Annotated in this window: 11 protein-coding genes; 5 read left to right on the top strand and 6 right to left on the bottom strand. The window is 65.8% G+C overall.

Going from position 1 to position 13,982, the window contains the following annotated elements; all coding sequences use genetic code 11:
- Nucleotides 1–176: pyridoxal 5'-phosphate synthase glutaminase subunit PdxT (locus FJY73_07000; protein MBM3320407.1), on the top strand; the 176-nt coding region annotated here is incomplete at its 5' end.
- On the opposite strand, the gene FJY73_06995 is transcribed toward FJY73_07000, so the two are convergent.
- The 3 genes from FJY73_06995 to FJY73_06985 all read right to left on the bottom strand — a co-directional run bounded on the left by FJY73_06995 (nt 165) and on the right by FJY73_06985 (nt 4,110).
- Nucleotides 165–1,166: a glycosyltransferase gene (locus FJY73_06995; protein MBM3320406.1), complete on the bottom strand. Its 1,002-nt coding sequence runs from the start codon at nt 1,164–1,166 to the stop codon at nt 165–167. The genes FJY73_07000 and FJY73_06995 overlap by 12 nt on opposite strands.
- Nucleotides 1,167–1,276: 110 nt before the next feature.
- Entirely contained in the window at nt 1,277–2,521 is a 1,245-nt protein-coding gene (locus FJY73_06990; protein ID MBM3320405.1) for a hypothetical protein, read from the bottom strand.
- Entirely contained in the window at nt 2,518–4,110 is a 1,593-nt protein-coding gene (locus tag FJY73_06985) for an SLBB domain-containing protein (GenBank protein ID MBM3320404.1), read from the bottom strand. Before FJY73_06985 ends, FJY73_06990 begins: the two co-directional genes overlap by 4 nt.
- Before the next feature lie 358 nt (nt 4,111–4,468).
- Between FJY73_06985 and FJY73_06980 the strand changes: the two genes are divergently transcribed.
- Genes FJY73_06980 through FJY73_06970 form a run of 3 tightly spaced genes read left to right on the top strand, consistent with a single transcriptional unit; the run spans nt 4,469 to nt 7,925 of the window.
- Nucleotides 4,469–5,596, top strand: coding sequence for a glycosyltransferase (locus tag FJY73_06980; GenBank protein ID MBM3320403.1), 1,128 nt, complete (start codon nt 4,469–4,471; stop codon nt 5,594–5,596).
- Between the two features lie 41 nt (nt 5,597–5,637).
- Nucleotides 5,638–6,789, top strand: a complete 1,152-nt coding sequence (locus tag FJY73_06975) for a glycosyltransferase family 4 protein (protein ID MBM3320402.1) — start codon at nt 5,638–5,640, stop codon at nt 6,787–6,789.
- A complete protein-coding gene (locus FJY73_06970; protein ID MBM3320401.1) occupies nt 6,786–7,925 on the top strand; it encodes a glycosyltransferase family 4 protein in 1,140 nt (379 codons plus the stop codon). The genes FJY73_06975 and FJY73_06970 overlap by 4 nt, the downstream gene beginning before the upstream one ends.
- Here FJY73_06970 and FJY73_06965 read toward each other — a convergent pair.
- Nucleotides 7,922–9,391, bottom strand: a complete 1,470-nt coding sequence (locus FJY73_06965; GenBank protein ID MBM3320400.1) for a flippase — start codon at nt 9,389–9,391, stop codon at nt 7,922–7,924. The two genes, FJY73_06970 and FJY73_06965, sit on opposite strands and share 4 nt — an antisense overlap.
- A 245-nt stretch (nt 9,392–9,636) precedes the next feature.
- On the opposite strand from FJY73_06965, the gene FJY73_06960 reads away from it, so the two are divergent.
- Nucleotides 9,637–10,965, top strand: coding sequence for an O-antigen ligase family protein (locus tag FJY73_06960; GenBank protein ID MBM3320399.1), 1,329 nt, complete (start codon nt 9,637–9,639; stop codon nt 10,963–10,965).
- On the opposite strand, the gene FJY73_06955 is transcribed toward FJY73_06960, so the two are convergent.
- Both FJY73_06955 and ftcD read right to left on the bottom strand, forming a co-directional pair.
- Complete coding sequence (locus FJY73_06955) at nt 10,924–12,057, bottom strand: glycosyltransferase (GenBank protein MBM3320398.1); 1,134 nt, start codon at nt 12,055–12,057, stop codon at nt 10,924–10,926. The genes FJY73_06960 and FJY73_06955 overlap by 42 nt on opposite strands.
- Nucleotides 12,058–12,106: 49 nt before the next feature.
- Nucleotides 12,107–13,780 (bottom strand): glutamate formimidoyltransferase, encoded by a 1,674-nt coding sequence (ftcD, locus tag FJY73_06950; GenBank protein MBM3320397.1) that lies wholly within the window; start codon nt 13,778–13,780, stop codon nt 12,107–12,109.
- Between the last annotated feature and the right edge of the window lie 202 nt (nt 13,781–13,982).

Here is a 13,982-nt window from a genome sequence, read left to right as displayed (position 1 = left end):
TCTTCATCCGCGCCCCTCGAATCCTTGATGTCGGAAAGAACGTTGAGGTGCTCGGAACCCTGCGCGGCGAGCCGGTCCTCGTCCGCCAGCGGAACATCCTCGCCGCCGCGTTCCATCCGGAGCTGACGATGGACCCGGCCGTGCACGAGATCTTCCTAAGCCTCCTATCGTCCTGACCCGGATCCTGCACGTGCTTCGTCGGGCGGCTCCGGATCGCCGCCTGCGCCGGTCGCGGGCTTGGCCCCGCGGGGGACTCGCTCCTTCGGAAGAAGCGGCAGGAGACACGCGAAGGCACCCCTCCACGTCGGCCGCATTCGGAAAGACCGCAAGCCGAAGGAGAGGCACTCCCTTCTCCGGCCGCTCCGCCATGCAGCCGCCGCGCAAGATGAAAGAGCGAACGCCGCTCTTTCCCTGGCCGGACCTCGGACGGAAACGAGCGCGGGATCGGCTGCCACCGTCGCCCAGCACTCGGCGGCCCCGAGCCGCCAGTCAAACCCGCCTCGGCTGGTCAGGTTCTCGGAGTGGGCTCTCCAGCTGCACAAGCGATCGCGGACGTAGTACGCTCCGAGCCCCTCCCTGCACAGGAGGTAGGCCATCCATAGGTCGTATGCCGGGCCGGCCAGGGCGGGGAGCGCCGCGGGGAGACGCTCTCTCCGAAAGACCGCGCCTGCGGCCATGGGAACCGCCTGCGCGATGAGAAGGTCGAAGAACGGGCGATGAGTCCCTTCCGTCAACCGCGAGCGTCCCCACCGTGCTGAATTCTTCTCCGTCTGCTCGGTCAGGATCCGTCCGTCCTCGTCGATCACCCAGTGGTCGCAGAAGGCGAGCACGAGCTCTTCATGACTCTGGAGCGGCGCGACGAGCCTCTCGAGAAATGTCGGGGCGAAGCGGTCGTCGTGGTTGAGGACCGCGACGTACTCCCCACGGGCTTCAAGGAAGGAGGCCCAGTGGTTACGCGCCGCGCCGAGCGGGGTTCGGTTCCAGCGGTACCGCACTCTCGCGTCGGCGCATCCCTCGACGACCTTGCCGAGCGCATCGTCGGGGGAGTCGTCCGAGACGAGGATCTCGAGATCGCTGCACGTCTGATCGAGGGCGCTTCGAATCGCGGTCGACAGATAGTCCGGCCTGCTCTTGTAGGCCGCGATCACCACGCTGACCAGCGGCATGCTCGTGGTCATCCTGCCGTCCGATGCCCTGGCTCGGGTCGCCTCCCTGGGGGCTCCCGTGGGGCGATTCTTCCTGCTTTCTAACGGCTGTGGGTGCAAGCGGACGGCGGCTACTCTCCGTCTCCGCGGGGCCGTCCGGTCTTCCGCAGCTGGGAGAGGTCTCGGCGGACCTGACCGGAGATCCACTTCCACCTCTCGGCCGTCTCGGCGTCCGAGCGAATTCTATCGAGGCGCTCCAGAACGAAAGCCCAAACGACGGAGAGGAGAAGGGCGAGGCCGGTCACGGCGGCCACAATAGCCTTCTTCCTCGGCCTCGAGGCGATGTCGGCCGGGATTCCCGGATCCAGGATCTGAACGGTCGGTGTGTCCCGCGCCTCTTGGATCTTGGCTTCTTCCAGCTGCTTGGTTAGAAACGCGTGCACCGTCCGCTGAATTTCGACCTCCCGCAGGAGCCTCCCGTATCGCAGCGCGAGATCCGGGGTTTCCTTGAGCCCTAGGAGGAAGGAGCCCTGCATGGTCGTCCCGCTCTCGGCGGAGGGATCGGACGCGCTCCCATCGATGAGGGAGAGCTTGCTCTGGAGCTCTCTGATCTGCGCGCGCAGCCGGACCACGTTCGGCGACTGCTTGGATTCGAACCCGGCGGTGGTTGCGATCGCCACCTCGAGGGCGATGATGCTCTTCCAGATCTCCGCCGCGGTCTCGATTGAGACGATCGCCTGCTCGGTTAGAGCGACCGCCCCCGTGGTTTGCTGGAAGCTCTTCAAGTCTTCCTCGGCTCGCCCGAGACGCGTCTCGGTCTCCGCAAGCCTCTTCTCGACGAACTCCCGTGTGCGACCCGCGCGCCCGGACACACTCTCCTTGTTGAATCGGTCCAGCTCGAAGACGTAGGCGTTCACCATGTCGGCCGCGCGCTCGGCGGACCGGTCCTCCACCGACACGCGGATCAGTCCCTCGTCGGTCGCCGCGATGTCCGAGTGCTTCCTGAGTGCCTCGATGGCCCTCTGCCGCGACCTTCTCTTGTAGACGGTGGCCAGGTCGAACGAATCGACGAGAGCGCCGCACACCGTTCGGCTCTCCAGGATCGCCTTGTACAGATCCGAGGGGCTCGAGAGGCTCGGAAGCTGGGCCGGCTGGACGAAGCCGACGCTCTGGAGGATGCCCGTGACGTCCAGCTGGCTTGCTGAGGTCTCCGGAGGGAGGATCAGAGCCGTCGAGCGGTACCATCGGGGTAGGAAGACGCTCACGATGGCGGACAGGACGAGCGCGCCGATGGTCGCGGTCGCGATCATCCTTCTGCGGCGAACGAGAACCGCGGCGAGCTCCAGCAGGGAGACTGTTCCTCGATCTTCCATCATTGCGTTCGGTCGATCACGAGGTAGATCGTCGCCACTTGAGCGGCGAGGGCGAAGGTCTCGCGAGTGATCTGCCACCAGTCGCGCTCTTCCTTCGGCGGCACCCAGATCATGTCTCCCGATTCGATCTCGCTCCTCGAGCCCGGCTTGAGGCGCGCCCCGGACCGCTTCTTGATCAGGCGGACCTTTCCCTTGTCCGCTGTGCGGTCGAAACCGCCGGCGGCATCGATGTATTCCCGGTACGCCCGGCCGGGCTGGAAGGAGACGAGCCCCGGAGAGACGACGCGCCCGCTGACGCGCACCACATAGACCCGCGTGGGGAGAACGACGACATCGCCGTCGCGCAAGAAGTGGTTCTGCGTCGAGTCTCCTCGGACGAAAAGCCCTTCGAGATCGATGACGAGTCTCGAGTAGTCCTCGCGGAAGAAGGTCTTCAGGAACTCGTAGTCCTCGGGCGTCAGCTTTTCGGGCTGCTGGTCGACCAGGAAGCGGACCTCTTTGTCGACTCCGGAACCGCCTGATTCGAAGAGCGTCCGGAGAAGCTTCGCCTCTTCCGGCGCCGCGCGCGCGGTGAACCCGCCCGCGCGGTCGAGGACATCGAGAACTCGATCCCGGCCCTCACGGATCACGTAGCGGCCCGGCCGGGAGAACTCCCCCTGAAGCTCGACCCCCGCATCTCTTTGCCAGTCGCGGAGGCTCCGGAAGAAGACGCGATCCCCGTTTTCCAGCCGGAACCCCGACGGCCCGGTCCTCAACGCGTCATCGAGCGTGAGAAAGATCCCCCGAGAGCTGTCGGGTTGCTTGGCGAGAAAGCGCTGCAGCTCGACCGACGACGAGTCCAGCCCCTGCAACACACCACCTGAGACCTCCACGAGGTCGCCGACCGTCTCCCCCTCCACGAGCTCGTAGATGCCCGGCCTTCCCACCGCCCCGTAGACGCTGACCCGGCGCGTGGCGACGGGAACCTCGATCACGTCCCCATCCCTCATGAACGGGTTCTTCGATAGATCCCCGGTGTTCCGGTAGGCGATGAGATCCGCCCTCTGGAAGCCCCCATCCCGTCGGCGCACCAAGATGTTCCGTGTGGAGGCGGCTTCGGACAGACCCCCGGCGGCCTCGATCGCCTCGGATACTCTTTGCGTCGCGATCGCCTCCTTGGGGCCCGGACTAGAGACGTTCCCCACCACGTGGACGATGAACGAGCGAAGAGAGTTGAGCGAGACGGAGAGATCCTCTTCGCGATAGTAGTGGGCGAGGGCCTCGCGAATCTTCGTCTTCGCGTCCAGGAGAGTGAGACCCGCGAGCTCGATCGGACCGACGGGCCGTATGAGCGCGAAGCCCTCCGGTTCGATCCGAACGATCCACCTTCGGTCCATCTCCTTCCAGAACCCGATCTCCAGCTCGTCCCCGGGCCCCAGAACGTAGCCGTCCGCGGAAATCGACCCTTCAAGTATCGGCCGCACCCGCCCGCCGGCGGGCCTGGCAAGCGAATCCGCCGCGACGGCCGGGAGGCCGATCAGCCCGGCTGCCCCCGCCGTGGAGCCGGCGAGCAGGAGGATCGAGAGAAGAACGAGGCCTGCGGTACCGCGCATCTCGTGTTCCTCATTCCGAGGGAACTTGGACCGCACCGGTTCCGTTTCGCGGGGATTCGGGGATCCCGGTCTGGGCGAGTTCCGAACGGAAGACAAGGGGGATTATCGAGATCGCTTCTCGCTCTGTCAAGAAAGAGCGCCTTCCCGCACGGAACACTCCGGGGCCGTCCTCAGGCGCCCAAGGCGGCCTTGACCGCGGCACGGGCCGGGGATACGATTCCTCGCGGCAAATCGTTCCCCGGGCCGCGGCTCCCGCGACCTGGCCGAGCTTCTCGCCGCCTCATCGGGTCGGAGATCCCCTCCCATCGAGGCGGGCAATCCCATGCGGGAGCGTGCTCGCGACAACGGCAGGTCCCTCATGTCCTTCACTCTCCTTCAGGTATACAAGGACTACTACCCGCCGATCGTTGGGGGGATCGAACGGCACGTTCACGGCCTCTCCACTGCGGTTCGGGAACGATGCAAGGTGAGGGTCCTGGTCGCCAACAGGAACTGCCGCACCCAGCACGAGGTCGTCGAGGGCATTCCCGTCACGAAAGTCGCCGATCTCGGACGCTTGGTCTCTGCGCCGGTCGCTCCCGCGTTTCCTTACTGGCTCAAGAAGCTCGACAGCGACATCATCCACTTCCACTTGCCGAATCCGACCGCGGAGATCAGCGCGCTCCTGACGAGGCCAAGGGGGAGGATCGTCGCAACCTATCACAGCGACATCGTCCGGCAGAAGGTGACCGGCGCTCTCTATGCGCCGGCTCAGCGCGCCTTCCTTCGGCGTGCGGACGCGCTGATCGTCACAAGCCCCGCCTATGCGCGCAGCTCTCCGGTGTTGCGGGAGATCGCGGAGCGTTGCCGGGTCGTTCCGCTCGGTGTGGATCCGAAACCGTACGAGCGAACCGCAGCGATGGACGAGAAGGTCTCGGAGCTGCTGAGCCGCACCGAGGGGCCGCGCGTCTACTTTCTGGGCGTTCTCCGATACTACAAGGGGCTTCCGTTTCTTGTTCGGGCCATGCGGGACCTGTCGGCTCACCTCTATATCGGAGGGGACGGGCCCATGCGGCCGGAGCTCGAACGGCTCGTCCGATCCACGGGCCTCGAGGACCGCGTGCACTTCTTGGGGGCGCTCGGAGAGCGGGAAGCGATCGCGTGGATGCACGCGTGCGATGTTTTCTGTCTTCCGGCGCACTTGAGGAGCGAGGCTTATGGCCTGTGCCAAGTGGAAGCCCACCTGTGCGGGAAGCCGGTCGTCAGCACGCTTCTCGACACCGGGGTCCCGTACGTGAACCGGCACGAGGTCACCGGGCTCGTCGTCCCGCCGCGGTCCCCGGAAGCGCTGGCCGATGCCCTCTCGAGGCTCCTCTCCGACGAAGGTCTTCGCGCGCGGCTCGGCGCGAATGCCCGCGCTCGCGCGCTCGAGGAGTTTACTCTCGAGACGATGGTCGAAAGACTGTGGCACATCTATCGCGAGCTGCTCGATGGAAGGCCCGGGTAGGTTTGCCCGGCGGCGCCCGCGCGGCTTCCCTCGGAACGTACATGCGGATCCTCGTCCTCACCATCGACTTCCCGCCGCTCGGGGGAGGCATCTCGCGATGGACCTGGACCTTGTGCCGCGCCCTGGCCCGGCACGATCTCCTGGTCCTGGCGCCCGATTCGGAGGCCGCTCGCGGCACGGGAGTCGAGACCCCATCGATCCGCATCCATCGCGGTCCCTTCTTTCGCATGGTTCCCGCCTCATGGAGCCCGGGAGACCTTTTCCGATACGTTCTCCATGCGCGTCGACTCGTTCGCGAAGAGAAGCCCGACCTCGTCCTTGCGGCCCAGGCCGGAATCCCTGCCTTCGCCGCCTGGGTGGTCGCCCACTTCCATCGTGTCCCGTTCGTTGTCGCCGGACACGGCGAGGAGCTGGAGAGGGCCGTCCGGAGCCGGATTCGCCGCCGCATCTTGCGCGTGACAAGCCGCAGCGCGGCGCTCGTTCTCGCCAACAGCACGAGCACCGCCGAGCTCTTCGCATCGCTCGGCTGTCCGCGGGAAAGGACGCGGCGCTGGGTCTCGGTCGACCCCGCTTCCTGGGGGGATCCCGCGCCGACGGATCCGCCCGCCTCCGCGTCTCCCGTCGTGTTGAGCGTGGGGCGGATCGATCCACGCAAAGGACAGGACCGGATGCTCCAGGCGCTTCCCTTGATCCGTGAACAATTCCCGTCATGCGAGTATTGGATCGTCGGATCGGGGCCTTCCGAGGACCTCCTGCGGAAGAGGATTCGGGAAGATCCGGCGCTCTCCGCCGTTCGGTTGTTCGGGAAGGTCTCGGACGCGGATCTCCGTGAGATCTACTCGAGGTGCTCCGTCTTGGCGCTCCCATCGCGGGAAGCGAGAGGCGAGAGGGAAGGATTCGGTCTCGTCTTCCTGGAGGCGGCTCTCTTCGGGAAGCCGGTCGTCGCGGGGCGCGTAGGCGGGGTGAGCGACGCCGTATTGCACGGGAGGACCGGGCTCCTGGTCGATCCGGAGGATCCGGCAGCGATCGCGCGCGCGGTCGTACGCCTCCTTGGCGATGAGTCGTTGCGCCGCCGCATGGGCCTCCGCGCTTGGGAGCGAGTCCATCGTCGGTTCGCGCTCCCCGTGGCGTCCGCGAGACTCGAGACCTGGCTCCAATCGGTGGTCGACCGTTCGGGGGGGGCGACCGGATGAAGATCCTCTACCTGGACACGTCCGTGACGCACGGCGGCGGACAGGAGGCGCTCCTCTCCCTCCTCGACGGGGCGCGCTCGCAGGGACACGAGACGTTCGTGTTGGCCACGGGGCGCGGGAGGATCGCCGGCCGCCTCACCCAGGCGGGGCACAAGTGGAAACCGTGGGGGTTGCGGTCGAACGAACGGATGAACCGCACCCGCGGGGTATCCGAGTTCCTGGGGATCCCTGTCGGCGTCCGGGATCTGATGCGGGCGGTCGCCCGATGGAGCCCGGATCTCCTGCATGCGAATAGCGAGCGTGCCGCGCTCGTGTGCGCTCTCCTGCCGCGCTCGCGTAGGAGACCGTTCGTCTTCCACGATCGCACGCTCGAGGAGCGCCGCGGCTTGGTTCGGTGGATCGGACGAAGAGCCGTCGTCGTCGTCGCGATCTCGTCCGCCGTCTCGGCGAAGCACCTCCGGAAGGGCTCCGAATCGAATGTCAGGATTATACCGGACGGGATCGATCTCGGCCGCTTCACTCCTCTTCCGCGGCGACCCGCGTCCGGGCGAATGGTCTTCGCCGCGATCGGCCGTCTCTCCGTCGAGAAGGGGTTTCGGGTCTTCGTCGACGCCGCGATCGAGTTCTTGAAGGCGGGAGGCGATGCCGAGTTCCTTCTTTGCGGCAACTGGTCGGCCGGCGAGGGCTCCGCCTTCGAGAGGGGAATCCGGGCGCGCATCGATGCTGCGGCTTCCTCCGGGCGGATCCGGGCGATCGGCTTCCAGGAGGACGTCGCCGAGTTCCTGAAGGAGACCGACGTGTTGGTCGTTCCGTCTCTGCGCGAGGGGTTCGGGATCGTCGCGGTCGAGGCGCTCGCTCGCGGACGGCCGGTGATCGCGAGCCGTGTGGGGGGGCTTCCCGAGATCGTCGATCACGGCCGAAACGGCCTTCTCTTCGAGGCGGGCGACGTCCGCGGGCTCGTCGAGGCGATCCGTTCCCTCGTCGATGATCGGGATCTGTACGAAAGCCTGGCCGCCCCCTCTCACGAGACCGTCCGTCGCTTTTCTCGGGAAGAGACGATCCGATCGATCCTCGAAGCTTACGGCGAGGCGCTTTCGCAGGAGGCGCGAACGAATCGCTCGCACAATCCGGGCTAGGTCGGCCCCGCTCCATCCGTGAGGCTCGCCGTCCGTCTCTCGCGGAGGAGCCGCGCGGCGAGCTTGTAGTCTTCCTTCCGGACGGCCCCCATCAGCAGGGCTCCTGCCGCGAAGCCGGCAGGCGCCGCGAGGAGAGCTGCCGCGGGAACCGCCCGGGCGGCGGCAACGGATGCGAGTCCGGAGATGACGAGAGCGGCCGCGGTCCGCACGAAGAAACCGGGCCTCGCGAGTACCGCGATCTCCTTTCTCAGGATGAACAGGTACGCGAGGAGGAGACCGAGGTGGGTGGACAAGGCCGCGACCGCAGCCCCGACATGCCCGTAGAGGGGAATCAGAATCAGGTTCGCCCCGAGCATCCAGGCGACCGAGCCAGAGGTCGCGGCAAGCCGGATGTTTTCTCGGTTCATGGCGTTGAGAGCGGACCCGAGCAGCACGTTGAGAAAGACCGGCACGACGACCGCCCCCGAGATTCGGAGAACACCGACGGCCGGCTCGAAATCCGATGGATAGAGGAGCCGGATGATCACACCGGGAGAGAAGAGGAAGAGAGCGGCGATGCAGAGACCTCCAAGCAGCAGAAACCGGAAAGAGGGCTCCAGCCAGGCCGCGAGCCCGCCCTCTTCCTGATGTCGCCGGCAGAGAAGCGGGTAAACGGTCACCGCGAAGGTCTCGGGTAGAAAGAGCATCGCCGCCATCAGCCGGAACGCGCCGTTGTACCACGCGACGGCGAGATCGCCCTTGAGACGCGAGAGGAGAATCGTGTCGATGCTGAAGAGCAAGACGCCCATGACCGAGATCACTGCGAAGGGGAAGGCGCGTCGAATCAGGTCGAATCCCGCAGCGCCGTCTCCGCTCTGAGCGGTTCTGCCCAGCACGCGCCGGAAGAAGACGAGCCCGAGGATCAGGTCGACGATTCCCTCGAGAACCATGGAGCCGGCGATCCAGTAGATGCCGAATCCGCGGACGAGCAGAACGTACCCCGCGAGTACGGCGGACGCCTTCGAGATGAAGCTGATGAGAGAAGACAGCGCGATCCGTTCATACGCGTAGTAAATGCTCTGCGGCACCAAAGCGAGGTTCATCAGAATGGCGAAAACAACCAGGATGTGAATGACCCGCGCCGTGTCTCCCGGATACCCGAGGAGCTTCGTCACGAAGACCGTGAGGAGCGAGAACACGAAGGAAGAGAGGATCTTGAGCGCCAGAGATCGGAGAAAGAGAGTTCGGGCGAGGCCGCGATTCCGTGCCACCTCCCGCGTCACGAGAACGGAGAGCCCGAAATCGATAAGGATCCCGAGAACGGACGTGATGGAGATCGCCAGGACGAGCTTGCCGTACTCCGTCGCCCCGAGCCGATTGGCGACGGCGATCAACCAAAGAAAGGCGAGGAGCTTCAGGCCGATCTGTGAAATGTAGTTTGCGAGAAGATTGGCGCGGATCCTGCTAACTGTGCTCGTCTCGGCCATCCGGGTCGTTTCTCTGGGGAAAGCGGTCCCCGCACCGGTCGGCTTCGTCGGGCGGAAGACCTTCTCCGCTCCCCGGCGCATCGCGCGGGCCCTGTCCCTGTTGTCATGCCCGGCTTGATCGGATAGCCTAGCATGAGGGGAGGATCCGCTCAACCAAGGTCTCGCTTGCGTCGTTCCGTGCGGCCGCGCAGGCGAGCAGGCCATCGCTTCCTCGGCGCCGGGTTTCGGAGAACGAATCGACGAGCATGGTCCCTGAAGACGGTTCGCGGGCAGCATGGACGTGGGCGCTGCCGCCCCTTCTCGTCGCGCTTCTCCTGATCCCGGCGTTCGCCCTCGGCGTGGAGGAGATCGTCCTCGGCGTGGTTGGGCTCTGCTGCTTCGCCGCTCTCTCCTGGTGGAAGCCGGTCCATGCCCTTCTCGTGCTTCTCCTGGCGATGCCGCTCGCGCCGAAGATTCCTCTTCCGATCGGCAATCTGTACATCAGCACGATCTTGGTCATGGCGTTCGTCGTTCTCAGGGCGTTCAAGGAGGTCGCGAGCCCGGCTCCCCTCCGTTTCCCTCGAACCCCTCTATCGGCGCCGCTTCTCTTCTTTGCCGCGGTGCTGACCCTCTCGGTCAGCATGAACGCCGCCTACCTGATCGGGAACCGGGAGCAGCTGCTCCGGTTCGTCCAGTTTCTCTTCTACCTCTCCCTCTTCTTTCTTGCCGCCGGCTTGACGCTCGAGACCAGGCACCGCCGGTGGATCGTCGGAACGGTTCTTGCGACGGGTGTTCTAGAGGGCGCGATCGCCGTATGGCAGTGGGTTTCCAAGAGAGGCTTCTTCACCACGGGGACATTCGATCATCAGCACAATCACCTCGCCGCGTTCCTCGTTTTCACGGGTCTCCTGCTCATGGGGGCGATTCTCGAGGCGCGTTCGGCGCGTTCTCGCCTTCTCTACTTGTGCGGGATCGGGTTGATCGGCTTCGGGTTGGTCTTCTCGTTCAGCCGGACGGGATACATCGCGATCGGCGCCGGGATGCTTTGCTTCTTGCTGCTGGGGATTGCTCCGCGGAAGAAGCTCGCCGTCTTCTCGGTTCTGCTGTCGGGAGCTCTCCTGGCCTATCTGCTCGTTCCCGCGTCTGTTGCGTCCCGGGCGGGGACCATCGCGAGCGTCGCTGCGGGGAAGGCCAGGGACATCTCCTTTTCGATTCGCCTCGAGATGTGGAGCGCGGCGATCGAGGCGTTCAAGAAGAGCCCGCTTCTCGGGGCCGGGGCGATGAAGTTCGAGCTTCGGGACAACTACTTCGTCAAGACACTGGCCGAATCGGGAGCGATGGGGATGATCGGGCTCCTGTGGGTGATCGTAGCCGTTCTACTCCAGGCCCTTCGATCCTCCAAGGTCCCGGAGAAGGACCGAATGCTCCGCGGGGCCCGAATCGGGTTCTTTCCCGCCGCGTTCGCGATCCTGGTGATCTTCAACATGTCGGGCGACTTCATGAACCTCCACCGGCTCATGGGCGTCTTCTGGGTTCTCTCGGCGGTCCTCGTCTCAGGGGGAGAGCGGGAGCCCGGACCGAATGAGGGCCGATAGCCTCGCGGAGAGCTTGCGCCAGTCGTACTCCGCGATCTCTTCGTCCCACTCAGGACGCCAGTTCGTGTTTCGCAGTCTCTCGATCGCGCTCGTCCACGAGTCGACCCGGCGTTCGGCGAGAACGACGCCGGAGAGCCCGATCTCCTGCAAGACCCGGAGCGGACTCGCGACCACCGGTTTACGGGCGGCGTGATACTCGATGACCTTGATCGGGAATGAGAGGTTCGCGTGCGGGTCCAGCTCGAACGGCAGGACACCGATGTCGGACGCCGCGAAGTACTCCGCAACCTCGGATGCATCGACCGGTCCCGTGAAGCAGACCGCCTCGATGCGCTCGCGGTCCCGTTTCTCCTTCGCCCTCGAGATCTCTGAACCCGGGCCGACGATGAGCAGGGCCGCCTCTCGGATCCTGGTTCTCAGCTGCTTGAAGACATCCAAGAGGAACAAGAGCCCCGACCACTCGGCGTGGTTCCCGATGTATGCGATCACGAACCGTCCTTCGAGATCGTAGCGCCGGCGAACGGCGGTCCCCTCCGCGCTCCGGAGCCTCTCGACATCGGCCCCGTTCCCGATCACCTCGGCTTCGATGCCGTTCTTTCGAAGCTCCTCTCGGATGCCGCCCGTTACGGTCACCCGGCCGACCGCTCCTTCGGCTTGTCTCCTCCATTGCCTCATGTCGCGCTCCGACGGCAGATCGACGATGTCGATCAGGTAGGGCCTGCGAAGATCGGCGCAGTCTACGAGGGATAGCTCGTTCAGCACGAGATCGACGCCGAACTCCTCGATCACGCCCCGGACGATTCTCGTGTTGATCCATCGCACGAGGCCGGAGTCCGGGCGGCGCGCGTAGAGGAGCGGCGTCTCCACGATCCGGATTTCTTTCCACCGGCGCACGAGGCGGCGCCTGAACAGGCCGGAGAGACGCGACGCGTACCGTCTCGCCGCCGAGCTCTCTTCGAGGGGATCGTAGAACCAGGAAAGGAGAAGGACGTCGAAGTCGTTCGCGAGCCCGAGCGCGAGCGCCTGGCCCCGTACAACCACATGCGGCAGCGGCGGGAAGTGAGGGATGACGAGAAGTCTCTTCTTCTCCATCTTGAACGCGGCGCGCGGGCCGATCGCCGTCCGCGAGTGCGGCGGCGCCTCAGGATGTCCCCAGCATCTTTCGCACGGTCTCCCGGACCTTCTCCGATCCGGACCGGACCCGATCGAGCACCTCGTCCGCGCGGCGGCGGGTCTCCCGGACGAACGCCTCGTCCGCGATCTGCCCGAGGTTGATAATCACGTTGAACCAGGCGCCTTCGGCCGCGTTCTGCGCGCAGAGGGCGGCGACCGCCGCGTCGGACACGGACGCAGGGTTACCCTTGTCCGCCGCCTCCGCGGCGAGGGCGACCACCTCGTCGGTCCGTTCGAGCGTTCGGAGCGGAACGAGCGCCGCCTCCTTCATCGCCTTCTCGATCGCCTTCTCGCGCGCCGCCGCTTCGTCCTTCGTCTTCTTCGGGAGGCGCGAGGCGTCCATCACCGCGGTGAACGCCCGCGTGTCCTCGTCGATCGCCCGCAAGAAGAAGTCCTTGAGCTCTTGACCTTTCGCGGCGAGATCGGCCATGCCGTCCCAGGCGCTCTCGAACCCTTTCTTGCCGACCGTGAGGTTCGCGACCATCGCGGCGAGCGCGGCTCCGAGCGCGCCGGCGAGCGCGGCGACGCTTCCCCCGCCGGGGGCCGGGGACTCGGTCGACACTTCGTCGGCGAACGCGGTGATCGTCTTCGACGCCAGCGGACCCATGCGCGGAGCGACGCGGTACTCGATGATCTTCTCTTCAGGCTTGAAGGGATAGAGATCGGAGAGCCCGAGGGATTGGACCGCCGTCTCGATGAGCATCGGCTCCGGAACGCCGTGCGAACGCCCTTGCTTCTTGAGATAGTGCGTGCCGGCGGCGAGGAGCGCGTTCTTCGGGATGAGGCCGACAAGCTCGCTCCCCGTGACGCGCATCCCGCGCTCCGCCGCCTGCTTGCACACCTCGTCGAACACGAGGTGCGGCGGCGAGACCTCGTAGTCGGTGAAGTTGATCGAGATCTGCGCGCGCCGGTACTCCTCGATAATCCAACCGACCGCCTTGACGTGCGGGAAAAGCCCCGCCTGCTTCACCGTATTGCCGTCTTCGTCCCGCAGGATCTTGCCGTCCTCGCCGCGCGCGCTCCGTCCCGCCTCGCGGATGTTGAGCGCGATGTCGTGGGCGAGCTTCTTGTCGAGCGTGTTGAGATTGATGTTGTAGGCGATGAGGAACTTCCGGGCGCCGATCGCGGTCGCGCCCGCACGCGCGTTGAACACCGGCTTCCCGAAATCGGGAACGCGCTCCGGCCTCGTGATGTTCTCGGCGAGCCCCTCGTACTCCCCCTGCCGGATCCAGGCGAGGTTCTTCCGCTCGGGCGCCGTCGCCGCGTACTCGTAGAGATAGACCGGAATGTCGAGCTCCTCGCCGACTCGCTTTCCGAGACGGCGGGCGAGCTCGGCGCAATCCTCCATCGTCACGCCGGAGACGGGGACGAAGGGACACACATCGGTCGCGCCCATGCGCGGATGCTCGCCGGCGTGCTTCCTCATGTCGATCCGCTCAGCCGCCTCGGCGATGAGGAGAAAGGCCCCCTCGACGACCTGATCCGGAGAGCCGACGAACGTGATCACGGTCCGGTTGGTCGCGCGGCCGGGGTCGACGTCAAGGATGGTGACGCCCGCCTTCTCGGCCGCCCCCACGATCGCATCGATCACCGCTCGATCCCGGCCTTCGCTGATGTTGGGCACGCACTCGACGAGAGCCATCATGTATCTCCCTGAATTCGAAAGAGTTATCTCGTTAGCCTCGCGGCCCGGCGTGCGGCCGCCCTCGCCGGCCCCTATTAGACCACACGCGCATGGGAACCTCAATCCGGAAGCCCGTTGGAGCAGGCGTTCTCGGTTGCCCCCCATGCGGCGCCGCCCGCCGAACCGCGCGAACTCGGCGTTGTCCTTTTTCGGCGTCGTC

It is taken from the genome of Candidatus Eisenbacteria bacterium, from assembly GCA_016867715.1.
Lineage (GTDB): Bacteria > Orphanbacterota > Orphanbacteria > Orphanbacterales > Orphanbacteraceae > VGIW01.
This window is presented reverse-complemented; position numbering and strand designations above follow the sequence as displayed.

What these genes read in the sequence shown, in the direction of transcription:
- FJY73_06975 (MBM3320402.1), top strand. Translation starts at nt 5,638, where the DNA reads ATGCGGATCCTCGTCCTCACCATCGACTTCCCGCCGCTCGGGGGAGGC.
- ftcD (MBM3320397.1), bottom strand. Translation starts at nt 13,780, where the DNA reads ATGGCTCTCGTCGAGTGCGTGCCCAACATCAGCGAAGGCCGGGATCGA.
- FJY73_06985 (MBM3320404.1), bottom strand. Translation starts at nt 4,110, where the DNA reads ATGCGCGGTACCGCAGGCCTCGTTCTTCTCTCGATCCTCCTGCTCGCC.
- FJY73_06960 (MBM3320399.1), top strand. Translation starts at nt 9,637, where the DNA reads ATGGTCCCTGAAGACGGTTCGCGGGCAGCATGGACGTGGGCGCTGCCG.
- FJY73_06990 (MBM3320405.1), bottom strand. Translation starts at nt 2,521, where the DNA reads ATGATGGAAGATCGAGGAACAGTCTCCCTGCTGGAGCTCGCCGCGGTT.
- FJY73_06970 (MBM3320401.1), top strand. Translation starts at nt 6,786, where the DNA reads ATGAAGATCCTCTACCTGGACACGTCCGTGACGCACGGCGGCGGACAG.
- FJY73_06980 (MBM3320403.1), top strand. Translation starts at nt 4,469, where the DNA reads ATGTCCTTCACTCTCCTTCAGGTATACAAGGACTACTACCCGCCGATC.
- FJY73_06965 (MBM3320400.1), bottom strand. Translation starts at nt 9,391, where the DNA reads ATGGCCGAGACGAGCACAGTTAGCAGGATCCGCGCCAATCTTCTCGCA.
- FJY73_06995 (MBM3320406.1), bottom strand. Translation starts at nt 1,166, where the DNA reads ATGCCGCTGGTCAGCGTGGTGATCGCGGCCTACAAGAGCAGGCCGGAC.
- FJY73_06955 (MBM3320398.1), bottom strand. Translation starts at nt 12,057, where the DNA reads ATGGAGAAGAAGAGACTTCTCGTCATCCCTCACTTCCCGCCGCTGCCG.